The organism is Streptomyces sp. NPDC002403 (assembly GCF_053593015.1).
This window is the reverse complement of record NZ_JBSFBQ010000073.1, coordinates 1-23,470: the sequence shown is the minus strand read 5'-3', so window position 1 is coordinate 23,470 and position 23,470 is coordinate 1. Positions and strand designations below refer to the sequence as shown.

Annotated in this window: 23 protein-coding genes, 1 tRNA gene and 1 other RNA gene; 22 read left to right on the top strand and 3 right to left on the bottom strand. The window is 70.5% G+C overall.

The genetic code is table 11. The features are described 5' to 3' along the window. Positions 1–446 precede the first annotated feature (446 nt). Positions 447–908, top strand: a complete 462-nt coding sequence (locus ACWCPY_RS39055) for a GntR family transcriptional regulator (RefSeq protein ID WP_451273311.1) — start codon at positions 447–449, stop codon at positions 906–908. Then, the gene (locus ACWCPY_RS39050) at positions 905–1,477 is read left to right on the top strand and encodes an HD domain-containing protein (protein WP_451273309.1); all 573 of its coding nucleotides are present in this window, start codon (positions 905–907) and stop codon (positions 1,475–1,477) included. Before ACWCPY_RS39055 ends, ACWCPY_RS39050 begins: the two co-directional genes overlap by 4 nt. Here the strand turns inward: ACWCPY_RS39050 and ACWCPY_RS39045 are convergent. Together ACWCPY_RS39045 and ACWCPY_RS39040 are read right to left on the bottom strand one after the other, a co-directional pair. Beyond that, on the bottom strand, positions 1,465–1,938 hold the full coding sequence (locus tag ACWCPY_RS39045) for an NUDIX domain-containing protein (RefSeq protein WP_451273307.1): 474 nt from the start codon (positions 1,936–1,938) through the stop codon (positions 1,465–1,467). The genes ACWCPY_RS39050 and ACWCPY_RS39045 overlap by 13 nt on opposite strands. A gap of 2 nt (positions 1,939–1,940) precedes the next feature. Beyond that, the gene (locus tag ACWCPY_RS39040) at positions 1,941–2,699 is read right to left on the bottom strand and encodes a helix-turn-helix domain-containing protein (RefSeq protein ID WP_451273305.1); all 759 of its coding nucleotides are present in this window, start codon (positions 2,697–2,699) and stop codon (positions 1,941–1,943) included. A 733-nt stretch (positions 2,700–3,432) separates the two neighbouring features. On the opposite strand from ACWCPY_RS39040, the gene ACWCPY_RS39035 reads away from it, so the two are divergent. The 14 genes from ACWCPY_RS39035 to ACWCPY_RS38970 all read left to right on the top strand — a co-directional run bounded on the left by ACWCPY_RS39035 (position 3,433) and on the right by ACWCPY_RS38970 (position 14,414). Further along, positions 3,433–3,882, top strand: a complete 450-nt coding sequence (locus ACWCPY_RS39035) for a protein kilB (RefSeq protein WP_451273303.1) — start codon at positions 3,433–3,435, stop codon at positions 3,880–3,882. 136 nt (positions 3,883–4,018) lie between these two features. After that, the gene (locus ACWCPY_RS39030) at positions 4,019–4,315 is read left to right on the top strand and encodes a hypothetical protein (RefSeq protein ID WP_451273301.1); all 297 of its coding nucleotides are present in this window, start codon (positions 4,019–4,021) and stop codon (positions 4,313–4,315) included. Continuing rightward, positions 4,312–5,367: a DUF2637 domain-containing protein gene (locus ACWCPY_RS39025; protein WP_451273299.1), complete on the top strand. Its 1,056-nt coding sequence runs from the start codon at positions 4,312–4,314 to the stop codon at positions 5,365–5,367. The genes ACWCPY_RS39030 and ACWCPY_RS39025 overlap by 4 nt, the downstream gene beginning before the upstream one ends. Continuing rightward, a complete protein-coding gene (locus tag ACWCPY_RS39020) occupies positions 5,364–6,014 on the top strand; it encodes a GGDEF domain-containing protein (protein WP_451273297.1) in 651 nt (216 codons plus the stop codon). The genes ACWCPY_RS39025 and ACWCPY_RS39020 overlap by 4 nt, the downstream gene beginning before the upstream one ends. 256 nt (positions 6,015–6,270) lie before the next feature. Continuing rightward, positions 6,271–8,505, top strand: coding sequence for a cell division protein FtsK (locus ACWCPY_RS39015; RefSeq protein WP_451273295.1), 2,235 nt, complete (start codon positions 6,271–6,273; stop codon positions 8,503–8,505). Positions 8,506–8,644: 139 nt separating this feature from the next. Continuing rightward, positions 8,645–8,896: a hypothetical protein gene (locus ACWCPY_RS39010; RefSeq protein ID WP_451273293.1), complete on the top strand. Its 252-nt coding sequence runs from the start codon at positions 8,645–8,647 to the stop codon at positions 8,894–8,896. Positions 8,897–9,054: 158 nt separating this feature from the next. Further along, positions 9,055–9,243 carry a hypothetical protein gene (locus ACWCPY_RS39005; RefSeq protein WP_451273291.1) on the top strand — a complete coding sequence of 63 codons (189 nt, stop codon included), beginning with the start codon at positions 9,055–9,057 and terminating at the stop codon, positions 9,241–9,243. A gap of 10 nt (positions 9,244–9,253) precedes the next feature. Then, positions 9,254–9,865: a hypothetical protein gene (locus ACWCPY_RS39000; protein ID WP_451273289.1), complete on the top strand. Its 612-nt coding sequence runs from the start codon at positions 9,254–9,256 to the stop codon at positions 9,863–9,865. A gap of 1 nt (position 9,866) precedes the next feature. Beyond that, positions 9,867–10,037: a hypothetical protein gene (locus ACWCPY_RS38995; protein ID WP_451273287.1), complete on the top strand. Its 171-nt coding sequence runs from the start codon at positions 9,867–9,869 to the stop codon at positions 10,035–10,037. Continuing rightward, complete coding sequence (locus ACWCPY_RS38990) at positions 10,034–10,390, top strand: hypothetical protein (RefSeq protein WP_451273285.1); 357 nt, start codon at positions 10,034–10,036, stop codon at positions 10,388–10,390. Before ACWCPY_RS38995 ends, ACWCPY_RS38990 begins: the two co-directional genes overlap by 4 nt. An 84-nt stretch (positions 10,391–10,474) precedes the next feature. Then, positions 10,475–11,395: a DNA primase gene (locus tag ACWCPY_RS38985; RefSeq protein WP_451273283.1), complete on the top strand. Its 921-nt coding sequence runs from the start codon at positions 10,475–10,477 to the stop codon at positions 11,393–11,395. After that, positions 11,392–12,798, top strand: a complete 1,407-nt coding sequence (locus tag ACWCPY_RS38980; protein WP_451273281.1) for a DNA primase family protein — start codon at positions 11,392–11,394, stop codon at positions 12,796–12,798. Before ACWCPY_RS38985 ends, ACWCPY_RS38980 begins: the two co-directional genes overlap by 4 nt. Before the next feature lie 89 nt (positions 12,799–12,887). Beyond that, positions 12,888–13,145 carry a helix-turn-helix domain-containing protein gene (locus ACWCPY_RS38975; protein WP_451273279.1) on the top strand — a complete coding sequence of 86 codons (258 nt, stop codon included), beginning with the start codon at positions 12,888–12,890 and terminating at the stop codon, positions 13,143–13,145. Positions 13,146–13,154: 9 nt separating this feature from the next. Then, a complete protein-coding gene (locus tag ACWCPY_RS38970) occupies positions 13,155–14,414 on the top strand; it encodes a tyrosine-type recombinase/integrase (protein ID WP_451273277.1) in 1,260 nt (419 codons plus the stop codon). A gap of 80 nt (positions 14,415–14,494) precedes the next feature. Here the strand turns inward: ACWCPY_RS38970 and ACWCPY_RS38965 are convergent. Further along, positions 14,495–14,582: transfer RNA gene (locus ACWCPY_RS38965), tRNA-Ser, on the bottom strand. A 155-nt stretch (positions 14,583–14,737) separates the two neighbouring features. Here ACWCPY_RS38965 and ffs point away from each other — a divergent pair. The 6 genes from ffs (at position 14,738) to ACWCPY_RS38935 (ending at position 23,254) form a co-directional block, all read left to right on the top strand. Beyond that, an RNA gene (gene ffs / locus ACWCPY_RS38960) (signal recognition particle sRNA small type) lies at positions 14,738–14,832 on the top strand. Positions 14,833–14,898: 66 nt separating this feature from the next. Then, positions 14,899–17,109, top strand: a complete 2,211-nt coding sequence (locus tag ACWCPY_RS38955; protein WP_451273275.1) for a DNA polymerase III subunit gamma and tau — start codon at positions 14,899–14,901, stop codon at positions 17,107–17,109. A 116-nt stretch (positions 17,110–17,225) separates the two neighbouring features. Further along, on the top strand, positions 17,226–18,476 hold the full coding sequence (gene purD / locus ACWCPY_RS38950; RefSeq protein ID WP_451273273.1) for a phosphoribosylamine--glycine ligase: 1,251 nt from the start codon (positions 17,226–17,228) through the stop codon (positions 18,474–18,476). Positions 18,477–18,782: 306 nt separating this feature from the next. Then, entirely contained in the window at positions 18,783–20,516 is a 1,734-nt protein-coding gene (locus ACWCPY_RS38945) for a hypothetical protein (RefSeq protein ID WP_451273271.1), read from the top strand. A 240-nt stretch (positions 20,517–20,756) separates the two neighbouring features. After that, positions 20,757–22,217: a N,N-dimethylformamidase beta subunit family domain-containing protein gene (locus tag ACWCPY_RS38940; RefSeq protein WP_451273269.1), complete on the top strand. Its 1,461-nt coding sequence runs from the start codon at positions 20,757–20,759 to the stop codon at positions 22,215–22,217. A gap of 122 nt (positions 22,218–22,339) precedes the next feature. Beyond that, positions 22,340–23,254, top strand: a complete 915-nt coding sequence (locus tag ACWCPY_RS38935) for a phosphoribosylaminoimidazolesuccinocarboxamide synthase (protein ID WP_451273267.1) — start codon at positions 22,340–22,342, stop codon at positions 23,252–23,254. Positions 23,255–23,470: the final 216 nt, after the last annotated feature.

Here is a 23,470-nt window from a genome sequence, read left to right as displayed (position 1 = left end):
GTTGGCGATCTAGCCAGTTTTCTACTGAAGCGCCAGCATTTTCCGTCGACGACGCATCTGGCGCAGTCTGCCAGCTATGGACGCAAAGGATGCCAGTTTTAGCCAGATTCCTCCGTCGCACCAGCATCGGGCTGGCGACCGCGCGAGGCCCGGCCGGTAAACCGACCTCTGCTCCCAGCCCGTCTGCTGCCGATCCGCACGTACGTGGAGCAAGCACGGTGCTTCTGCGCATCCAGGTGGAGCGTGCCACTGCACGAACGAACGGCTGAACCTCTGCTCTGTGCGTTCGCCGGGGTCGGCCGCTGGTAGTGCCTCGGTGGCCCACACATGGCTCACCGCGCACAGTTTCCGGGTCCTGTGAGCAGTTGGCGCGCCCTCCGGGCAGTACTGACGAGAAGAGGAGCATGGCAGGCTTGAGGCAACTACGACGGAGAGAGGGAAGACGCGTGTCGCAGGCCAGCCCTCGCGGGACCTTCCTGAAGATCGCTGATGTTGTCAGAACTCAGATCGAAGCCGACGAGGAGATGACCGAGTTGCCGTCGGCTGCGGAGCTGATGCATGACCACGGTGTGTCCCGCGGCGTCGCGCTCCGGGTCTTCGGAGCTCTCCAGAAGGAGGGGGTCGCGGAGCCGGTGCCCGGTGGGCGCTGGCGGGTGGTGCGGCGAGGGGAGTCCGTCGACCGCCGGCCACTGGCCGAACGTCTCGCCGACGTGATCACAGATGACGAACTTCCCGTGGGGGCGACCTTCCCCAGCACGTCGGCCTTGTCCGCGCGCTTCAACGTCTCGCGGCCGACGGTGAGCAAGGCACTCGACAAGCTGCAGGCTGCCGGACTGGTATCGGAAGGAAGGCAGGGAAAGCAGCGCACAGTGCTGGCCCTGCCGGGAGAGGAGAGTGTGAAACCTTGAGTTCCACGACGTTGACCGACTGGGCCTACCCCCTCGCCGAATCGCTGCTCTCGGAGCCTCTGCCCCGCCGTTGGGCCCACTCACAGGGGGTGGCGGAGCGGGCCCGTACGATCGCCTCGATCCTGGGCTCGGACGCAGACCTTATGGAGGCGGCCGCGGTTCTGCACGACATCGGCTACGCGCCCGACCTCGCCAAGACCGGCTTCCACCCGCTGGACGGGGCGCGGTACCTCCGGGATGTCGCCCACGCCGATGAGCGCCTGGTGCGCCTTGTCGCACACCATTCCTGTGCATGGATGGAGGCAGAGGCACGCGGCATGCGTGACGAGCTGGAAAGCGAGTTCCCCCGGGAACGGCCCCACCTCGCGGACGCGCTCTGCTACTGCGACATGAACACCACACCGGACGGCACACCGACAAACCCCGTGGACCGGGTGAACGAGATCGCCGGTCGGTACGGTCCCGACAGCTTGATCGGGAAGTTCATCAGGCGTGCCGAGCCCGAGATCCTCGCCTGCACGGCGCGCGTCGTGGAGCGGCTTTCCGCTGCGAAGCGTCAGCCGATGTAGGGCGTGGTGCGCGTCCGGTCCATCGCGTGCTCGATCCTGAGTCGCATGGTGGGGTGGATGTCGAATTCTGCGAGGTCCGCCGGGGAGACCCAGCGGACCTGTGTTGTTTCGTCGCTCGTACGGACCGCACCGCCGACCGGGCGGGCCCGGAAGCAGATGCTGAACTGCTGCCGGGCCTCGCCGTCGTCGTACAGCATCACGTGCCCGGGGTCGGTGTAGATCCCCGACATGTCGATGACTTCGGCCTTGATCCCGGTCTCTTCCCAGACCTCGCGCACAACCGTTTCGCTGATGGACTCGCCCACGTCGTGGCCGCCGCCGGGCAGCGCCCAACGGCCGTTGTCCGACCGCTGGATGAGCAGGATGTCACCGGCGTCGTTCTGCACGAAGGCGACGACGGAGGGGACGACCGAGTTGGCCGGCGGGGCGTCAGGGTCGTGCAGATAGTCGATGCGTCCCATGCTCAAGCTCCTGTGATGTCGTGATCCGTGACCGGGCGTGCGCCGCCCCACGCCTGCTCGATGCTATTCGCGTAGGTGTCGAAGAGCCCACCGCCGGGCAGTCGCCGCAGGTGCAGGACAGGCGCCATGTACGCCCCGATTCCGTACACGTGGGTGTTCACGAGCATCTCGTCATCGGAGCGGAAGAGCGAGTTGTAGAGAGTTCCGTCGTGCAGGCGGAAACCAATGTCCGGGTGGCTCGTGAAGAGCGGCCGGTAATTCACCAGGGCGTTGCGAATCTTGCCGTCCATGATGCGGTGGCCTTCGTCTATCCCACGCTGATGCACCGCAGCGCAGTCGGGGTCACCGAGCAGGATTCGCACCTGAGTCGCCCCTTTCACCTTCCTCTTCAGGAGGTCGTGGAAGAGGGGGTCCTCCGACAGCCAGAGACCTGAGTAGACGAGAACGTCGATGTGTGATGCGGCTTGCTCGTAGAACTCGCGCCACAAGGTGTTGGGCACCATGTGGCGGTGCGGATAGATCGTGACGATCTCCGCCTTGCTCAAGTCAGTCGCCGTATCAACGGCACGCGAGTCGTTCCATAGCGTCGTCACGTCGACGCCGAGCGCGGACGCCGCGGCGTACTGGTGCCTTCGGTACGGAACCTTGCCCTGGGTGATCCAGCGTTCGACGGTCTTCGGGTTGACCTCGATCGCGTCAGCCAGGTCCTGCACAGTCATGCCCTGCGCCAGCAGAGCCGACCGAAGGCGTTCGTTGGACATCTCAACCCCCGGGGACGTCTTGGGACCTCTTGAAGGTATCCAGATGGCTTCAAGGTGTCCACGCATGGGGTAACCAACGCCCCTGACCAGCACTGATGCTGATGGTGCGCCAGGAAGTCCCCGGCGCGAACCAAAGAAGTCCCCACGGTCTGCTTGACGAATCTCGATGCAGTACCTGTAATAGAGGTATCGCATCGGTTGTGAGGCGGAAGCGAAGAAGGGCCCGGCTTGGGCCGCTTCGAACTGTGCCCGGAGGGCCCCGAAAACGGGAGCGAGCCCAAAGGAAGCCGCGTTGCTTGAGAACTGAACAGTGGACACAGAACGACAGGCATCTGCGACAAGCCGCAGGCCCTGCCGCACGAGCAGTACACGAGCAGCAAGCACCTTGCTCCGGGTCGCCCTTCGGGTCGACCGAGGGGTCTTTCACGTGCGGTGAGACAAGGGCAGAGATCGCGACCACGCCACGTACGTACCAATGTCCGTCCTCCCTGGAGGTCGACGTGAACCGACGAAGAATCCGGGCGATGCCCGTGCTCTGGACCGGCACGGGCAGTGAGGCCCTTCGCGTCCACCCGATCTGTGGAACCCACCGGGACCCCCGGTGATTCGCGGATTCGGGAGCTTCACCGCCCCGATGGTCGTAGGCCGGGTTCGACTCCTGGCCGGGGCGTTCTGCCTCTGCCGCACCGCGGCAAGGGGCATCACCTGATTCAGCCGCCAAGGAGGAATTGCTATGTGGACCAGCCTGATCGCCGTGGCCGGCACGCTGCTCGGCTCCGTCACCGCGTACCTGCTCCAGCAGCGCACCGCTCGAACGGACCGGGCCGAGTCCAGGGCCTACGAAGCGCGGCGGGACCGGGTCGCCGCCGTCACCACGCTGACCGTGGCCCTGGCCGACCACCGCCGCACGATGTGGGCCCGCGAGGACCTGCGGCTCTCCGGCGCCCCCGACGCCGAGTACCGGGAAGCACGGGCGGCCAGCCACGCGACCCGCTCGGCGCTCACCGCTCCGCTCACCACGCTCGTGATCCTCGCTCCCGCCCTCGCCGACGCCGCACACGAGGCCGCCGCCGCGTCCTACGCGCTGCGCAACGCCCCGGACACCGATTCGCTGAACACGCGCCGCCTGGCCGCGATCGAGGCGGCCGACCACCTCGTCTGCGTGGCTGCCACGGCCACCTGAATCATCCCCTGATGTCGCGGTCCCCTGGAGACACACAGGAGGCCGTCCCAGCGTCTTTCTTTCTCTCACCGATGCGGCCACCTCTCGCCAAAGACCGAGGCCGCACCAACTCCCTTCGCTCACAGGAGAAGTCCATATGCGTACGTACATCGGCGGTCACCAGGCCGTCAGCAGCACCGACTTTGTTGAACTCGCCCTCGGTACGCCGGTTGAGCTGTGGCTCGGGGTCGACGGCGAGAGCGAGATGGAGCGCGCGGCCCGCCTGGACGCGGCCCGCGACATCCTCGCGGACAACCCCGACTTCCCCGACCGCGTCAGCCGTGTCGCCGCCGAGGCGATCGAGGCACACGCGCCGGAGCTGTTCAACGTCACCGCGCTGCCTGTCCGCCGAGCGGCCGGCCGTCGTCAGTACCGGGGTGGGGTTGCGGCATGACCGCCATCGAGACGGCCCGGACCGTCGAGCGTCCGACGGTCCCGCCTCTGACTCGCCCGGAAATGGGGCTCGCCGGAGTCGGCGCGCTCGCTGCTGCCGGGGTTGGCGCGCTCGGTCTGGTCTCCTCCTTCGACGCCGTGTCCGCTGCTGCCGCGCGGTGGGGGTTCGGCGAGCCGTGGATGCTCCCGGTCGGTATCGACACGGCCATTCCGGTGTTCACCGTGGCCAACCTGCTGCTGATCCGGATGGACATGGCGCTTGCGTGGGTGCGGTTCGTGCCCTGGGCACTCACCCTGGTCACCTGCGGCCTGAACGTTGCCGCCGGAGACGGCGCGTGGGCGAAGATCGCGCACGGGACGATGCCGCTGTTGTGGGTGGTCTTTTCCGAGATCGGCGCCCACATCTACGCCTCCCGGATCGGAGTCGTCACCGGACGGCGCATCGACAAGATCCGCGCGTCCCGGTGGCTGCTGGCCTTCCCCTCCACGTTCACCCTGTGGCGTCGGATGACGCTGTGGGAGATCACCTCGTACGCCGACGCGTTGACCCGTGAGCGGGAACGCCTGCTGGCCCGTGCCGAGCTGCGGGAGCGGCACGGCCGTAGGTGGCGTTCGAAGACACCACGGGCTCAACGTGTCCTGCTCAAGCTCGGGGAGGCCAACCCCGCAGGTGAGCAGAACCCGCCCACCGAGCCGCCGAACGAGCCGCCCGTGAAGCCGGACCCCGGGGCCGTGCCGGAGCAGGCCGCCAAGCCGAAGCCGCCCGCGAAGTCTCCCGCCCGCCGCAGCGCGAAGCCGAAGCCGAAACGGACTGCGGAAGAGATCCTGGCCGAGGCACGGCAGGTCACCGAGGCGTGGCCGGACGCGGCACTGACCGCCGATGGCATCCGCACTGCTGTCCACGTCTCGCAGGCCACCGCCCGCACTCTGCGCGACACGCTCAAGGCCGAACGCCAGGCTGCCGCCTCCCTTGTCCTGCACAGCGTCGACCCCGGCGCCGAGCAGGAAGACACCGAGCCGGACGCGGAGCACGCCGGGGCGGTGGCGGCATGAACACACTCTTAACCGCACTGGCCACGGCCGGGCCGCTGGCAGCCGGTTGGGCCGCCCACACATGGTGGCTGCGTGGTCGTCTGCACCGCGCCCGGCGCGACCCGCTTACCGGGCTGTGGACGCGGGACGGGTTCACCCGCCGCGCGTCCAAGATCCTGAGCGATCCTCGGGCGGTGGTGGTCCTCGCGGACGTCGACCACTTCAAGCAGATCAACGACCGCCACGGCCATGCCGCCGGGGACGCGCTGCTGAAGGCGACCGCGGACCGCCTCGTCCACTACGTCGGCCGGGCCGGAGTGGCCGGCCGACTGGGCGGGGACGAATTCGCCGCCGTGGTCATCGACGACCACGGCACCGCCGCCGACCTCCTCGCGGTCCTCCACGGCGTTCTCGCCCGCCCCGCAGACGGGATCGACCCGACGGTGCACACCACGGTGTCGCTGGGCTGGGTCCGTGCCGCTGACCATCCCGGTGAGGATCTGTCCGGGCTGCTGCGGCGGGCGGATGAGGCGATGTACGCAGCCAAGCAGGGCCGGGCCGGTGTCCGCCGGGCCGGGCTCGGCTGGCTCTTCGCATCCGTCACCGGGCGCCGCTCGGGCCGCCGTGGCGCGCGTACGAACCCTCCCGAGATGGGGGTGGTGGCCTGATGTCCCCGACGTTCGGCAAGTGCAACGACCAGTGCGATGCATGGGATACCGAGGTACTGCATCCCGACCTCACTCGGCATGTGTCCCACCTACTCGTAGGGCGATAACTGAACGTGAGGTTAGGGCCAGAACTAGCTCAAAGTCAGGCTAGTTAGCGGTCCTTTTGCGCCTCAGCCTTGAACAACGGGCCCGACCGCTCACCTCTCACAGCGTCGGTCGGGCCCGTGCCCACTCCCTTGTCCAGGAAGGACTGTCAGTGAATCACGACGACGAAAGCGAACTCTTCAACCGACTCGAAGCCGACATGGCCACCACCCCCGCACCCGACTCCGGTGGGGACGTGGTCGACCTCGACAAGGCGCGGTCGGCCCGTTCCGAGTCGGCCGACCCCACCGCCGACCGGTCGGCCGACCCGCACACCGCGCGGTCGGGCAGCGGGTCGGATGACGGGTCGGGCGACCCGACCGAGCCCGTGATGGTCGACGGCCCGGCGGAAGTCGGGCCCGGCTTCCTGGGCCGACTCATGGGCGCCAAGCGCCGGGCCATCGTCCCCGCGTGGCTGCGCTCCGGCAAGGAGTTCAAGACCGCCGCCCGCTGGGCCACCGGCCACTACGGACACCTTGCCGGTTACCACGGACTGCGTTCCCCGTACTACGCGGCACGGCTCGCGTTCCAGGCTCCGGCCGGGGCTGCGAAGTTCGTGGGCGGGACGATGCGGTGGGTGGCCGACCGGGAGGGCGAGCCGGTCCGACTCGCGTCCGTCCGCCGCGAGGACGCGGCCGAGTACCTGAAGCTCTCCCGGCAGCGGGATGGCCGGGTCCGGCTGCGGACTCTGGTCACCGTGCTGGCCATGTTCGTCGGGCTCGGTGCCGCGCTCGCCATCTACGTACTCGCCCCCGGCTGGCTCCAGGCCCTCTCAGTCGGGGCCGTACTGCTCGCCCTGGGGTCGGCCGGCACACAGGCCGACGCCCCGGTCATCACCCGCGCGGTCGAGATGACCAAGGCACCCAAGCTCACGTCCGACATCGTGCTCCGCGCCCTCGGAGCGCTCGGCATCACGGCGATCAACCAAGTGCAGAGCAAGGGCCGGGACGGGTTCACGTTCACCGCCCCGATCACCCGCGACGGCCCCGGATGGCGTGCGGAGGGAGACCTCCCCTACGGCGTCACCGTCACCGACGTCATCGAGCGCCGCGACAAGCTCGCCTCCGGTCTGCGGCGCCCGCTCGGCTGCGTCTGGCCCGAGGCCGTCCCCGACGAGCACACCGGACGCCTGGTCCTGTGGGTCGGGGATCAGGACATGTCGACCGCGACGAAGCCCGCGTGGCCGCTGGTCAAGGGCGGGTCCGTCGACCTGTTCAAGCCGGTCTCGTTCGGCACTGACCAGCGCGGACGCTGGGTCGACATCACCCTGATGTACATCGCAGGCGTCATCGGCGCCATCCCTCGCATGGGCAAGACGTTCCTGCTCCGCCTGCTCCTGCTCATCGCCGCACTCGACACCCGGGCCGAGGTCCACACCTACGACCTCAAGGGCACCGGCGACCTTGACCCGGTCGGGGAACGGGTTTCCCACCGGCACCGGGCCGGGGACGACGACGAGGACATCGAGTACGCGCTCGCTGACCTGCGGGAACTGCGTACCGAGCTGCGACGCAGGGCGAAGATGATCCGGTCCCTGCCCCGCGACATCTGCCCGGAGTCCAAGGTCACGTCCGAGCTGGCGAACAAGCCGAAGCTCGGGCTGCACCCGATCGTCATCGGGGTGGACGAGTGCCAGGTCTGGTTCGAGCACCCCAAGCACGGCGGAGAGTTCGAAGAGATCTGCACCGATCTGGTCAAGCGCGGCCCAGCCACCGGCATCGTCCTGCTACTCGCCACCCAGCGCCCGGACGCGAAGGCCCTGCCCACCGGCATCTCGGCGAACGCGTCGGCCCGGTGGTGCCTGAAGGTCATGGGCCAGCTGGAGAACGACATGGTCCTCGGGACGTCCAGCTACAAGCGGGGCATCCGGGCCACGATGTTCTCGTGGAAGGACAAGGGCATCCACTACTTCGTCGGTGAGGGCGCCGACGCCCGGATCGTCTCGTCCGTCTACATCGACGCACCCACGGCCGAGGTGATCGGGCTGCGCGCCCGGCGCCTGCGCGAGGCCGCCGGGACTCTGTCCGGGCACGCGCTCGGGGAGACGTTCGACGCGAGCGAGGCCGCCGGGTTCGACCTGCTCGCCGACATCCTCGCGGTCGTGTCGGCCGAGGAGCCCAAGCTGTGGTCCGAGGTCGTCGTGGCCCGTCTCGCCGAACTGCGGCCGGACGTCTACGGCGGGTGGGAGCCCGAGCAACTGGCCGCCGCGCTGAAGCCGCACGGCGTCAACACCGGCCAGGTCTGGGGCAAGACCGAGACCGGGAAGGGCGCCAACCGGCGTGGCATCGAGCGCTCCCGCATCCTCGCAGCGATTGCGGAGCGTGACGGAAACCGGGACGCGGGCTGACGGATTTCGCCGCTAGACCTAGCGTCACACCCCGCTAGGTCTAGCGGCACCGCTAGCGGCCAAAACCCGCATTGATCAGGGAGCTAGTCACTAGCGCCCCACCTGCGAAAACCCTGGAAACAGGCCCAGGAGGCCCGTCATGACCCCTGCCCTGCTCGCTAGCGCACTCCTCCTGCTCATCACTCTGAGTTATGCATCCTTGTGTGCGGCTTCGCCATTCGGGAACTGCCGCAGGTGCCGCGGCTTCGGCCACGCCATCAAGACAGACCGCAAGGGCCGGGCCAAGCGCGGCAAGGACTGCCGCCGCTGCAAGGCCACCGGAAAGCGCATCCGGATCGGCCGCCACCTCTACAACGTCGCCGCCCGCCTCCACCGCGACGGCACCCGCTGACACAGACAAAAGACCGGCGGTCGCCCGCCATGAGGCGGACCCCTCGTCTAGCTGACGACAGATTGGCGCGACCGCCGGTCCCACTCGAAACCCGCCCCAAGGGGCGAGCACCGCTACGCACTTTACCTGCCCGCCAACTCCCCTTCTGGAGGCTCCTCGTGGCCGTCACCGTCTCCCTGGTCCTGCTCTTCGGACTGGTCCTGTTCTTCCTGCTCCGCTCCAACTCCCTCAGCTGGGGTGCCGCGTTCGTCGCCGTCATGTTCGGGTTCTTCCTCGCCTCCACCGGCGCATCGGGCCCCATCAACGACCTCACCCGCGCCGTCATCGACGCCATACCGGACCTGTAGGAGGCCCGCCATGAACGAACCCCTCGTTCACCGCCACTGGGTCGCGATCGCCGCCCCGAAAGCCGCTCCCGCCGTCGCCACCTCCACCGTGCTCATCCTGGGCCGGATCTGGAACGCCAACGGCGCCGAACACTCCGTCGGCAACGCCACGTTGATGGTCGTCCTCGCGGCCGGAGCCGCAACGGCCGGCGCATTCGCCGCCACCGGACGCGGAAGCGGTGACGGGGTCCTCGCCGGAACCGCCTTCGCGACCTCCGGCGCCCTGGCCCTGGCCGGGGTCGCCGGATACGCCGACGGACTCTCGCTCCCGATCCTGCTGTGGGCCGTGGCCACCGCCGTCGCCTACGGGCTCGCCGCCCGCTACTGGCGCACCGACCGCCGCGCCACCACCGCCTTCGAGCGGCAGACGGAGGCCCGTCGCGAGGACCACGCGCACGTCGAACGCGTCGAAGCGCTGCGCGCCGGAGCACAGATCGAGGCCGCCCGCACCGGGGCCGCCTACGCCGAACAGCTCGCCACCGCACTCATCACCCGCGCCACCCTGCCCGGCTTCAACCCGCAAGCCCTCACGGACGCGGGCCTGCCCGAACTCCCCGCCCTCGACATCAGCAAGGAGCACTGACATGGACATCGACCCGGACGAGATCGTCACGGTCGAAATGAGGTGGGACAACGGCGGATGGTTGCCCGAGACCTACAGCCGCGACATCACCCGCAGGCAGCTCGGAGACCTGCTCATGCAGATCGACGACATGGCCATCATGGCCGAGACCAAGCGGGAGGGCGCCGCGTGAACCCCACTCCGAAAGACCTGGCGGACACCGCCGCCGAGGCCATCCGCAGCCTCAACCACGCCACCCAGAGCAGCAAAGGCGAGCTGACCTACCCCGGCGACGCGTACGAGGTGGTCGCCTCGCTCACGGTGCTCACGCAGCGACTTCCGCAGAGCTTCGAGCAGCTCTCCCACTTCCTGGGAGGCCTGGCCGAGAGCGGAGCGGTCACGGCGGACTACGGCATACCGGATGAGCACCTGGCCGAAGCCCGTTCCGCCCTCGCTTCCGGCGCGCTCATCGCCCAGACCCTCACCGAATTCCTGGACAGCGTGCACAGCTCGCTCGCCCCGCTCGGCTACGACACCGAAGCCTGAATACGCCCGGGGCGGCCGCCTCTCGCCAAAGACCGCGACCGCCCCGGCTCTCTGTCCCTTCGCAGAAACAGGAGTGCTCCCAGCATGACACCTGCCCACAAGGCCGCACCGCCTCACGGCCCGGCCTCGCCCGACGACCGTCTGCGCACGGCGCTGAAACTCGCCGCAGCTTCGGTCCCGGTCCTTCCGCTGCGCGCGGGGAAGATCCCGTTCGGGAACTGCCCCGCGTGCACGGGTGGTGCCTGTGGCGGCCGACCGAACATGAAGATCCCGGGGCCGTGCCAGTGCCCGCGACCGTGCCACGGCTGGGCCGCCGCCAGCACGAACCCCGACGTTCTCCGCTCCCCCGCATGGACCGAGACATGGCGCCGAGCGCACGCAGTCGCCTACCACCCCGGAGGTGCCCACCTCACCGTCGTCGACCTCGACACCCCTGACGCCGTCACCTGGGCCCGCCAGACCCTGCCCACCACCCGGACCGTGCCCACCACCCGCGGCGAGCACTGGATCTACCTCGGCACCATGCAGTCCGCGAACAACGTCCGCACCGGCGTCGACATCAAGTCCCGCATGCAGTACGCCCGGTGGCTCGGCCACGGCATTGGCGCCGTGACCCACCTGCCGGACACCGTCCGCGCTCTGATCGTCAAGGAAGAGACCACCGCCGCCCGCAGCGACGTGGTCTCTTCCCTTACGCGCTCCGGCACCTGGGACCGGGCGGTGGCCACCGGGTGCCGACACACCAAGCGCTACGTCGACACCGGCCTCGCCCGCGGACTCGATTCCGTCCGCGCCTGCACGACGTCCGGCGCCGGATCGAAGGCGTACGGCGTCGCATCCTTCATCGCCAAGCAGCACGCCAAGTGCCCCGGGCCCTGCGGTCTCGACATCCTCGGCCAGCACATCATCGATACCGCCGTGTCCGTCGGAGTCCCCGAGCCCTACGCCCGCCGAGCCGTCACCCGAGGCATCCACGGGCCCGCGCTTCTGGACCAGGCCTCATGACCGGCGCGGAGGAACTGCCCTCGCCCTCGAACCCGCTCGCCGTCGCCCGGCGGATCGTCCCCGACTGGAACACCGAGGACGGACACCTGCGGCTGCGTCGCTGGCGCGGGTCGTGGATGCGGTGGACCGGCGCCTGCTGGCGCGAGTACGACGAGCAGCAGATGCGCGCCGGTCTCTACAAGCGCCTGGAGCATGCCACCTTCGCCGCCGGGGCGGACAAGGACGGGACACCGGAAGTACGGGAGTGGGCGCCGACGAAGACGAAACTCAGCAACCTGCTCGACGCCCTCAGTGCGATCACATTGCTGCCCGCAGAAGTTGACGCCCCGTCGTGGATCGACCACGAGCACGGCCGGCACGACGACAGCCCGATCGTCGCCTGTCAGAACGGGCTCCTGCGTATCCGGGACCGTGAGCTGCTGCCGCACGGGCCAGGGTTCTTCAACCTGGTCGCGGTCCCGTACGACTACGACCCCGACGCCACCGCCCCGACGTGGGAAGAGTTCCTGCGCGGGATCTGGCCCGACGACCCCGACTCCATCGCGGCCCTTCAGGAGTGGTTCGGCTACGTCCTGTCCGGCCGCACCGACCAGCAGAAGATCCTGCTCATGAAGGGCCCGTCGCGCTCCGGGAAGGGCACGATCGCCCGCATCCTGAAGGAACTGGTGGGCAAGGAGAACCTTGCCGGGCCCACCCTCGCCGGACTCGGCACGAACTTCGGGCTGAGCACATTGGTCGGCAAGCCCCTGGCGGTCATCTCCGACGCCCGTCTATCTGGCGACGGCGGACAGGTGGTCGAGCGGCTGCTGACGATCTCTGGCGAGGACACCATCGACATCGACCGGAAGTACCGCGATGTCTGGACCGGCAAGCTGCCCACCCGGTTGATGGTGCTAACCAACGAACTGCCGAACTTCGGCGACAGCAGCGGCGTCATCGCCCGCCGGTTCGTCGTGCTCAACATGACCGTTTCCTGGCTCGGCCGTGAGGACACCGGCCTCACCGGCAAACTCGCCGCCGAGATGCCCGGCATCATCAACTGGGCCCTGGACGGACTCGCCCGCCTGGAACGAACCGGCCGGATCACCGAGCCCGCATCGTCCCAGGACGCGGTCATGACGATGCAGGACACCGCCTCGCCGACGTCGGCCTTCGTCCGCGAACGCTGCACCACCGGACCGACCCGCAGCGTGCCCGTAGACGCACTGTGGGCCGTCTGGCGGGAGTGGGCCGAGGACAACGGCGTACGAGCCGTCGGCACGAAGCAGATGTTTGGCCGCAACCTGCTCTCCGTCGTGCCCCAGCTCAACCGGACGCGGCCCCGCGATCAGTACGGCCGACAGGTGGCTACCTACAACGGGATCGCCCTCAACGTCCGCGAACCACATTTGCCTGAGTCGTGACTCATCGCGGCTCAAGCCCCGCACAACCCGCTCTGAGTCGCGATGAGTCGCGACTCAGAGCAATGCGGACCCAAGACACGTCAGCGCGCATGACCGCACCGAGGAGCGCCATGGCCCGGCTCGAATCGCTGAAGAACCCGCAGGACCTCGATCTCACCCTCCTGGCCGTGACGGTCGAAGAAGCCGCCCGCCGCCTGAGCATCGGCCGAACCACGATGTACGGCCTGATCCGTGACGGAGCCATCCAGACAGTCCCGTTCGGCCGCAGCCGACGCGTCCCTGTCCAGGCGCTCAACGACTACCTGACCCAGCACATGCGTACCTCCAAGCACCACGCAGTCGCGTAAGGAGCATCAATGGCCAAGCGGCCCAAGCGCCCGGACGGGGCGTCGTCCATCTACTTCGGCAGTGACGGCTACTGGCACGGTCGCGTAACCGTGGGCGTGCGCGACGACGGTACGCCGGACCGGCGACACGTCATGAGCAAGGTCAGCGAGAACGAGGTGATCAAGAAGGTCCGAGCTCTGGAGAAGCAGCGGGACGAAGGCAAGGTCCGAAAGTCCGGCCGCCCGTGGACGGTGAAGATGTGGTTGCTTCACTGGGTGGAAGAGATCGCCAAGCCGTCGGTACGGGAGAACACCTACGCCGGGTACGAGGTGGCTGTGCGGGTGCACCTCGTACCCGGCGTCGGGGCGCACCGGCTGGACAAGCTGGAACCCGAACACCTGGAGCGCTTCTACAGCCGGATGCTGGCCAACGGCAGCAAGCCCGCCACCGCGCACCAGGCGCACCGCACGATCCGCACCGCGCTGAATCACGCGATGCGCCGCGGCCACGTCACGCGGAACGTCGCCACCCTCGCGGTCCCTCCGAGGATCGAGGAAGAGGAGGTGGAGCCCTACGAGATCGAAGAGGTACAGCGTCTCCTCTCCGAGGCCGCCAAGCTCAGGAACAGCGTCCGATGGTCCATCGCGCTGGCATTGGGGCTTCGGCAAGGAGAAGCACTCGGGCTGCGCTGGGCCGACGTCGATACCGCCACTGGCGTCCTGCGGGTCAGGAAGAACCGTCTGCGGCCGAAGTACTTGCACGGGTGTGGAGGCGACTGCGGTACGAAGCCGGGCTACTGCAAGAAGCGGGTCAGGAAGAACGAGGACACGGCCAACACGAAGTCACGCGCCGGCCGCCGTGTCATCGGTGTCCCGGACGAACTTGCGAGGCTGCTGGAACTCCACCGGAGAGAGCAGGCGCGCGAGCGGGCGATCGCGGGGGAGGACTGGCGCGAGTCCGGGTTCGTCTTCACCTCCCCCATCGGTGAGCCGCTGGTGCCGAGCACGGACTACGACGTGTGGAAGCGACTGCTCGCCGACGCGAAGGTTCGGGACGGGCGCCTGCACGATGCCCGGCACACCGCGGCGACGGTTCTGCTCATCCTCGGCGTCCCCGAACGGGTAGTGATGCAGATCATGGGCTGGTCGTCCACGGCGATGGCGGCCCGGTACCAGCACGTGACGGGCGGCATCCTCGCCGACGTCGCGCAGCGGGTCGGAGGACTCATCTGGGAAGTGGCCAACGACGCTGACGACAGCAGCGCGGAGGGCTCCGAAGAGTCTCGTTGAGACTGTAGATGAGACTACGAACGTCGAAGGGCCCCGCAGCAAGCTGCGGGGCCCTTCGACGTATTGCCCGGTGAGAGCAATGGCGGAGGATACGAGATTCGAACTCGTGAGGGGTTGCCCCCAACACGCTTTCCAAGCGTGCGCCCTAGGCCACTAGGCGAATCCTCCGCGGCAAACAATACAAGACGTTGAGGAGTGCTCGCGAACCCGTTCCCCTCGGACCTCCCCCGGACCCCCCTCGGATCTCTCCCGGGCTCCCGCGCGGGGTCTCCCGTGGGTGGGGGGAGTGGACCGGCGGGGGTGGGGATCGGCTAAGGTGGGCGTCAGCCCCTCACGTGGCGCTATCTGACTGAACTCCCCCAGGGCCGGAAGGCAGCAAGGGTAGGTCGGCTCTGGCGGGTGCGTGGGGGGCCCTTGCGTTTCCGGGGCGGTGCTTCGTACGGTCCGGGGCCGGTTGTCGGTCCGCCCGGATAACCTCGTATGTGTGTCGTCCCTTGCGCTCTACCGCCGCTACCGCCCCGAGTCGTTCGCCGAGGTCATCGGGCAGGAGCATGTCACCGACCCGCTGCAGCAGGCGCTGCGGAACAACCGGGTCAATCACGCGTACCTGTTCAGCGGTCCGCGCGGCTGCGGCAAGACGACCAGCGCGCGCATCCTGGCCCGCTGCCTGAACTGCGAGCAGGGGCCGACGCCCACACCGTGCGGGGAGTGCCAGTCCTGCCGGGACCTCGCGCGCAACGGGCCGGGATCGATCGATGTCATCGAGATCGACGCCGCGTCGCACGGTGGCGTGGACGACGCCCGTGATCTGCGGGAGAAGGCGTTCTTCGGGCCCGCGTCGAGTCGTTACAAGATCTACATCATCGACGAGGCGCACATGGTCACGTCGGCGGGGTTCAACGCCCTGCTGAAGGTGGTCGAGGAGCCGCCGGAGCACCTGAAGTTCATCTTCGCGACCACCGAGCCCGAGAAGGTCATCGGCACGATCCGGTCGCGTACCCACCACTACCCGTTCCGTCTCGTGCCGCCGGGGACGCTGCGCGACTACCTCGCCGAGGTCTGCGGCAGGGAGAACAGCCACGTCGAGGACGGCGTCCTGCCGCTCGTCGTGCGGGCCGGGGCCGGGTCCGTGCGTGACTCGATGTCGGTGATGGACCAGCTGCTGGCCGGCGCGGGCGACGACGGTGTGACATACGCCATGGCGACCTCGCTGCTCGGCTATACGGACGGCTCGCTGCTCGACTCGATCGTGGACGCCTTCGCCGCGGGCGACGGGGCCGCGGCGTTCGAGGTCGTGGACCGGGTCATCGAGGGCGGCAACGATCCGCGCCGTTTCGTCGCCGACCTCCTGGAGCGGCTGCGCGACCTGGTGATCCTGGCCGCCGTGCCGGACGCCGGGGAGAAGGGGCTGATCGATGCCCCCGCCGATGTCGTCGAGCGGATGCAGGCCCAGGCATCCGTCTTCGGTGCCGCCGAGCTGAGCCGCGCCGCCGACCTGGTCAACGAGGGGCTCACGGAGATGCGCGGGGCGACCTCCCCGCGCCTCCAGGTCGAGCTGATCTGCGCCCGGGTGCTGCTGCCCGCCGCCTTCGACGACGAGCGTTCGCTGCAGGCCCGGCTCGACCGGCTGGAGCGGGGCGCCTCCTTCGCGACCACCGGTCCGGGGCCCGCCATGGGGTACGTACCCGGTCCCGAGGCCCTGGCCCACGCACCCGCTCCCGCCGCGCCGCAGGCACCCGTCGTGCAGCCCGGTGCGGGACCCGCCGCCGCGCGAGCCGCGGTACGGGGCGAGGCCCCCGCGCCGGTCCAGGCACCCCCGCCCGCCCCCGCCCCGGCCGCGGCACCGCCCGCGGCCTCCGTCGCCCCGCAGCCGCCGGCCGAGGCCCCGGCTCCGGCGGGCGGTCAGCGTCCCGGTGCCTGGCCCGCCGCGGCCGCGCCGGAATCGGGCCGCCGCCCCGGTGGCTGGCCGACCGCTTCCGCCCCGGGCCAGTCGCCCGTCCCGCAGGCCGCTCCGGCCGCCGCTCCCGCCCAGGTGGCGCCCTCGGCCCCGGGGCCGGCCGCCGCCGAGCCGAGTCCGGGCATGGCCCAGGGCGCAGGCCAGGTGCGGAACATGTGGCCGGACATCCTGGAGGCAGTGAAGAACCGCCGCCGGTTCACCTGGATCCTGCTCAGCCAGAACGCCCAGGTCACCGGCTTCGACGGCAGCACCCTGCAGATCGGCTTCCTCAACGCGGGCGCCCGCGACAACTTCGCGAGCAGCGGCAGCGAGGACGTGCTGAGGCAGGCCCTCGCCGAGCGGTTCAACGCGCAGTGGAAGATCGAGGCCGTCGTCGACCCCTCGGGCGGCGCCGGCGCACCCCCGCAGACCGGCGGCGGCCGCCCCGCCGCCCCGCCCGCGCAGCAGTACCAGGCCCCCGCCCCCCAGCAGAGCCACGAATCCCGGCCGGCCGCTTCCCCGCAGCAACAGCAGCCGAGCCACCAGCAACAGCCGGGGCACCAGTCATCGGGCACCGCCTCCGCCGGGGAGCCCGCACCGCGGTCGTACTCCGCGCCGGAGCCGCCGCGCGCGGTCGCCCCCGAGGACGACACCCCCGAGGCCGACGATCCGGACCTCGTCGACTCGGCGCTCTCCGGGCACGAGCTGATCGTGCGCGAGCTCGGTGCCACGGTCGTCGAGGAGTTCACCAACGAATAGCGGGCGACGGCGGAGGTGCGCCCCGGCGGCCCGAGGCCTCCGCCGCGGCTCCCCGGGGTGTCCACGGAGCGGCGTCCCGTCAAGGGCGCCGCGCCCCGGCGGCTAGGCTGCACCCCGTGAAGGTCCTCGTCATCGGCGGCGGCGCCCGCGAACACGCCCTGTGCCGCTCTCTGTCCCTCGACCCCGACGTCACCGCTCTGTACTGCGCTCCCGGCAACGCCGGTATCGCGGAGGTGGCCGAACTGCACCCGGTCGACGCCCTCGACGGCGACGCCGTCGCGCGCCTCGCCACCGACCTGGGCGCCGAACTGGTGGTCGTCGGCCCGGAGGCGCCGCTCGTCGCCGGGGTCGCCGACTCCGTGCGCGCCGCGGGCATCCCCTGCTTCGGTCCCTCCGGCGAGGCGGCCCAGCTGGAGGGCTCCAAGGCGTTCGCCAAGGACGTGATGGCCGGGGCCGGCGTCCCGACCGCCCGTAGCTACGTCTGCACCACCCCGGCCGAGATCGACGCCGCCCTCGACGCCTTCGGCGCCCCGTACGTCGTCAAGGACGACGGCCTCGCCGCGGGCAAGGGCGTCGTCGTCACCGACGACGTCGAGGCGGCCCGCGCCCACGCCCTGGCCTGCGACCGCGTGGTCATCGAGGAGTTCCTCGACGGCCCCGAGGTGAGCCTCTTCGCGATCACGGACGGCACCACCGTGCTGCCGCTCCAGCCCGCGCAGGACTTCAAGCGCGCCCTGGACGGCGACGAGGGCCCGAACACCGGCGGCATGGGCGCGTACTCCCCGCTCCCGTGGGCCGACCCCAAGCTGGTCGACGAGGTCATGGAGTCGGTGCTCCAGCCGACCGTCGACGAACTCCGCCGCCGCGGCACCCCGTTCTCCGGCCTGCTGTACGCGGGCCTCGCGATCACCTCGCGCGGCGTCCGGGTGATCGAGTTCAACGCCCGCTTCGGTGACCCCGAGACCCAGGTGGTCCTGGCCCGCCTGAAGACCCCGCTGGCCGGTGTCCTGCTCGGCTCCGCCAACGGCACGCTCGACGAACTGCCCCCGCTCAAGTGGCGCGACGAGGCCGCGGTGACCGTGGTCATCGCCTCGCACAACTACCCGGGTACGCCGCGCACGGGCGACCCGATCGAGGGGCTCGACGAGGTGGCGGCGCAGGATGCCCCGCACGCGTACGTCCTGCACGCGGGCACCAGGCGGGAGGGCGACACGATCGTCAGCGCGGGCGGCCGGGTGCTGTCCGTGACCGCGACCGGCAAGGACCTCGCGAGCGCCAGGGAGCGCGCCTACACGGCGGCGGCCCGGATCCGGCTCGACGGCTCGCAGCTTCGCACGGACATCGCCCGGAAGGCCGCGGAGGGCTGAGACGGGCCGCGGCGGGCCGAGACCGCCCGCCCGAACCCGAACCCCGTATCCGCAACCCGGCCCCACCCTCGCCGACCCGCCCCGACGTGCCGCTGCCTCAAGGGCGGCGGCGCGTCAGCACCTTTGCCCAAAGCCATTCCATCGAGTGACGGCTGAGCCATCCGGATGACGCCCGCCGAGGCCCCAACTAGGGTGCGGCGCAAGCATTCCGGCACTTGGCCCACTGGCATTGCGATGTCAGTGACGGGTGCCACAGTGGGGGAGTGAACAACACCGCCGCGGGGGCAGAGGGGGTGACGTCCGGCCGTGTCCGGTACCGGTACGAGTGAGGAGCTGGGTGCGCCGAGTGCGCGTGCCCGGGCTCATGCCCTGCTGCGCATCCGCAGCAGGGCGACAGCCGTCGCGATCCTGCCGGCGGCGGTGGCCGTCGTGCTGCTCGTGGCGGGCGCCCAGGGCCTCGCCGTGGGCAGCGGCTGGGACGCGGCGCGCTGGGCCGTGTCGGCCTGCGCGGTCGTCGTGCTCCTGCTCGCCGCGGCCGTCGCGGTCGCGATCGTACGGGCGAGGCCGGCGGTCAGCCCGACCGTCCCGCTCCCCGAGAAGGCCGCCCCCGATCTCTATCGCCTGGTCAGGGACCTCGCCGACCGGCTGGGGGTTCCCGCGCCCTCGGCCATAGCTCTGACGCCCGACTGCGACAGCTGGCTGGAGGACCGCACCCACCCCTCGGCGCAGCGCCTGGCAGGCCCCGGCGCGGATCCGGCGGCGCATTCCGCGGCCCGGACCCGCCGCCGGGTCCAGGCGGCCCCGGTGCTGGTCATCGGATCGCCGTTCCTGTGGTGGATGCGGGTCGCGGAGCTACGGGCGGTGCTCGCCCCGGTCGTCGCGGGCACGGGCCCGTCCGCGCACCCCGACATAGCCGCGGCCCGTCGTTTCGTACGGGGGCTCGACGGCGTGGTCGCCGACGCCGCCGCACCCCTGCCGGGACCGCTGGCCGGGGTGCGCAGAGTGCCCCGTGCCTTCGTCGGATGGATCGCCCGGCTGCTGCTGCGCAGCTGTCGCAGTCATGCGGCGGAGATGGAGCGGAGCGTCGCCGCCGCCGCGTCGGTCCGCGCACAGGGTGTGGACTACGGTCTGCGGATCGTCGCCCAGGAACAGGTCGGCCTCGCCTACGCGGGCTGGGACCGGCTGCTCACCAGGGTCGCCCTGCCCGCCTGGCGGATGGGCCGCTGGCCGTCCCGGCTGGACGCGGGCGTGGTGTCCGCGCTCACCGAGCTGTCCCGGCGCGACCGGCTCGCCGACGGATTCGCCTCCCGGCTCGGCGAGCGCCCCGCCTGCGACCTCCTGGAGGAGCCGGGCGCGGCCGACGAGGCGGCATCGCTGCTGGCGGCCCGGCTCTTCCACGGCGGCCCGGCCCGGCCGGGTCCCGACTGGTCGCCGGTCGACTGGCAGCAGTACCCGGACGAGGTCGTCGACCGGAAGTGGCGCACCGAGGCCGCGCGCCTGCACCGCGTCCTCGACTCGATGGCCGCCCCGCCCGCTCCACCGGCGGAGCCCGCCATGGGGGCGCCCACGCTGGCCCGTGTCGTCGAGCATCTGGCGGGCCGGGCCGGGAGCGGCGAGGAGCTCGCCGCCGGGATCAGCGCCGCGGTGGCCCGAGAGGAGGAGACGGCGGCACAGCAGCACCGGACCGGTGGCGCGTCCGGCCCGGCGTCCGCTCCGGCCGCCGCGGGCACCGGCGGGGACGCCCTGGATCCCTGGGGCCCCGACCCCCTCCCGCTCTTCCCGCTCCAGCCGCCCCGTACGGGTACGGAGCTGCTCGCCGACCACGTCGCGGCGATGGTCTGCTGCGCGGCGGTGGACACGGCCGGCGCGGCGCCCGGCCTCGACTGGCTCGACGGCCCCGCGCTGCTCATCGACGGCGAGCGCCGGGCGGACCTGGGCAGTCCCGTCCTCAGTCTGGTGGAGGACGGGGACGCGGAACCGCTGCGCACCTGGCTCGCCTCGATCGGTGTGCGCACCGACAAGCCCGTGCGCCTCGTCTGACCCACCAGTCCCCTCCGTCACATCGAACACCCGGAACAGTACGTTCCGTTCACGTCAATTCGCGACGAACGGTGACGGACTGCATGCGTTATGTGATGTGCTGTGGATCGACGCTGACAGTCGGCGCATCGCTGTCGGCGCACTGATGACGCATGACCACGGGTGATCGACCACCGGAGAGCGGCCGTCGGCCACCGACCATCGACTGTTGTCTCGGGGGATTCGAGGGAGGGAAACGGTATGGGGGCGGAGCACATTCGGCGATGGGAGTCGGGTGCCCTCGCGCACGCCGTCTCCGACCCCTTCGGACAGGGCCCCCTGCCCTGGCTGCGCGGCAGCGAGAACTACTTCGACGACACCGGGCAGGTCGTCCCCTGGTACGCCGACCCCGCCCTGGCCCGCTCCACCGACGGCGGCACGCGCACGGCCGACGACGTGCACCGCCAGATCAAGGGCTTCATCTCCACGGGCGCCGCGGCCCCCGGCGAGGCGATCGACTTCCACATCACGGTGGACCCGCCCCAGCAGTTCTCCGTGGACATCTACCGCATCGGTCACTACGGGGGCGACGGTGCCGCCCAGATCACCACGAGCCCCCGGCTCTCCGGCATCGTGCAGCCCCCGCCGCTCACCGCCGACCGCACGGTCTCCTGCCACCACTGGTGGCAGTCCTGGCGGCTGCAGATCCCGAGCTACTGGTCGATCGGCGCGTATGTCGCCGTGCTCACCACGATGGACGGCTACCGCTCCCACATCCCCTTCACGGTCCGCGACGACCAGCCGGCCGATCTGCTGCTGGTCCTGCCGGACATCACCTGGCAGGCGTACAACCTCTATCCGGAGGACGGCCGCACCGGCGCCAGCCTGTACCACGCCTGGGACGAGCAGGGCTGTCTCCTGGGCGAGGAGGACGCCGCGGTCACCGTCTCCTTCGACCGCCCCTACGCGGGCGCCGGTCTGCCGCTCCACGTCGGCCACGCCTACGACTTCATCCGCTGGGCCGAGCGCTACGGCTACGACATCGCGTACGCCGACACCCGCGACCTGCACGCGGGCCGCGTCGATCCGGCCCGCTACCGGGGTCTGGTCTTCCCCGGCCACGACGAGTACTGGTCGGTGCCCATGCGCCGCACGGTCGAACGCGCCCGCGACGGCGGCACCTCGCTGGTCTTCCTCTCCGCCAACACCATGTACTGGCAGGTCAGCCTCGCCCCGTCGCCGTCCGGTGTCCCGGACCGCCTGCTCACCTGCCGCAAGCGGCGCGGCCCGGGGAAGCCCGCCCTCTGGCGCGAGATCGACCGCCCCGAGCAGCAGCTCCTGGGGATCCAGTACGCGGGCCGGGTCCCCGACCCCCACCCCCTGGTCGTACGGAACGCCGAGCACTGGCTCTGGGAGGCGACGGGCGCGGGCGAGGGCGACGAGCTCGAAGGCCTGGTCGCCGGCGAGGCCGACCGCTACTTCCCGCGCACCGTGCTCCCCGAGCACGAGAGCCGCATCCTGCTCGCCCACTCGCCGTATCTGGACAGCGAGGGCGCCAAGCGCCACCAGGAGACATCCGTGTACCGGGCCCCGTCCGGGGCGATCGTCTTCGCCTCGGGCACCTTCGCCTGGTCCCCGGCCCTGGACCGTCCCGGCCATGTGGACCCCCGCGTCCAGCGGGCGACCGCCAACCTCCTCGACCGCATCTGCAAGCGCGACTGAACCCCGCCCGAACCGCTCCCGGGCCCCCGGCAGTCGGCGCCACGGACGCCCCCGCTCCACTCCACCGCACCCCGATACGGGAGAATCGGAACGACTCCTGGATCAACCTACGCGGAGGCAGCGTGTCCGGATTTGTAGAAAAGCCCGAGCCAGTGCAGGTCCCGGGGCTCACCCACCTGCACACGGGCAAGGTGCGCGACCTGTACCGGAACGAGGCGGGCGACCTCGTCATGGTCGCCAGCGACCGCATGTCCGCGTACGACTGGGTCCTGCCGACCGAGATCCCGGACAAGGGCCGAGTGCTCACCCGGCTCTCGCTGTGGTGGTTCGACCAGCTCGCCGACCTGGTGCCCAACCACGTCCTGTCCACGGAGCTGCCCGCCGGCGCCCCCGCGGACTGGGCCGGCCGCACCCTGATCTGCAAGTCGCTGCGGATGGTCCCGGTCGAGTGCGTCGCCCGCGGCTACCTCACCGGCTCCGGTCTCGTCGAGTACAAGGAGTCCCGCACGGTCTGCGGTCTCGCGCTGCCCGAGGGGCTCGTCGACGGCTCCGAGCTCCCGGCGCCGATCTTCACCCCCGCCACCAAGGCGGCCGTCGGTGACCACGACGAGAACGTGAGCTTCGAGGAGGTGGCCCGCCAGGTCGGCGAGGAGACCGCCGACCTGTTGCGCGGCACCACGCTGGACGTCTACAGCAGGGCGCGCGACATCGCGCGCGAGCGCGGCATCATCCTCGCCGACACGAAGTTCGAGTTCGGCTTCGCCTCCACGGCCGACGGAGGCGAGGAGCTGATCATCGCGGACGAGGTGCTGACGCCGGACTCCTCGCGCTTCTGGCCCGCGGCCACCTGGGAGCCCGGCAGGGCCCAGCCCAGCTACGACAAGCAGTTCGTCCGGGACTGGCTGACCTCGCCGGCCTCCGGCTGGGACCGCAGGAGCGAGCAGCCGCCGCCGGCGCTGCCCCAGGAGATCGTGGACGCGACCCGGGCGAAGTACCTGGAGGCGTACGAACTCCTCACCGGCACGCCCTGGCAGTAGGCCCCGCCACGGGAACACGAAGAAGCCCCCGGCCGGAAGGCCGGGGGCTTCTTGCTGAACCGAGCGGACGACCAGGTTCGAACTGGCGACCTCAACCTTGGCAAGGTTGCGCAATACCCGCCCGGCATGCGTGACCACCGGCCCTCCGGATTCGTCCAATGCAGCGCTGCCGCCACATAGACCAGCCCGTACTTCCGGCCGGGCCGCAAGTCCTCG

Bases quoted from the DNA above. Each gene is read 5' to 3' on its own strand.
- ACWCPY_RS39010 (WP_451273293.1), top strand. From the start codon at position 8,645: ATGACCCCTGCCCTGCTCGCTAGCGCACTCCTCCTGCTCATCACTCTG.
- ACWCPY_RS38995 (WP_451273287.1), top strand. From the start codon at position 9,867: ATGGACATCGACCCGGACGAGATCGTCACGGTCGAAATGAGGTGGGAC.
- ACWCPY_RS38940 (WP_451273269.1), top strand. From the start codon at position 20,757: ATGGGGGCGGAGCACATTCGGCGATGGGAGTCGGGTGCCCTCGCGCAC.
- ACWCPY_RS39035 (WP_451273303.1), top strand. From the start codon at position 3,433: ATGTGGACCAGCCTGATCGCCGTGGCCGGCACGCTGCTCGGCTCCGTC.
- ACWCPY_RS39045 (WP_451273307.1), bottom strand. From the start codon at position 1,938: ATGGGACGCATCGACTATCTGCACGACCCTGACGCCCCGCCGGCCAAC.
- ACWCPY_RS39030 (WP_451273301.1), top strand. From the start codon at position 4,019: ATGCGTACGTACATCGGCGGTCACCAGGCCGTCAGCAGCACCGACTTT.
- ACWCPY_RS39025 (WP_451273299.1), top strand. From the start codon at position 4,312: ATGACCGCCATCGAGACGGCCCGGACCGTCGAGCGTCCGACGGTCCCG.
- ACWCPY_RS39000 (WP_451273289.1), top strand. From the start codon at position 9,254: ATGAACGAACCCCTCGTTCACCGCCACTGGGTCGCGATCGCCGCCCCG.
- ACWCPY_RS38970 (WP_451273277.1), top strand. From the start codon at position 13,155: ATGGCCAAGCGGCCCAAGCGCCCGGACGGGGCGTCGTCCATCTACTTC.
- ACWCPY_RS39040 (WP_451273305.1), bottom strand. From the start codon at position 2,699: ATGTCCAACGAACGCCTTCGGTCGGCTCTGCTGGCGCAGGGCATGACT.
- ACWCPY_RS38980 (WP_451273281.1), top strand. From the start codon at position 11,392: ATGACCGGCGCGGAGGAACTGCCCTCGCCCTCGAACCCGCTCGCCGTC.
- ACWCPY_RS39020 (WP_451273297.1), top strand. From the start codon at position 5,364: ATGAACACACTCTTAACCGCACTGGCCACGGCCGGGCCGCTGGCAGCC.
- ACWCPY_RS38975 (WP_451273279.1), top strand. From the start codon at position 12,888: ATGACCGCACCGAGGAGCGCCATGGCCCGGCTCGAATCGCTGAAGAAC.
- ACWCPY_RS38985 (WP_451273283.1), top strand. From the start codon at position 10,475: ATGACACCTGCCCACAAGGCCGCACCGCCTCACGGCCCGGCCTCGCCC.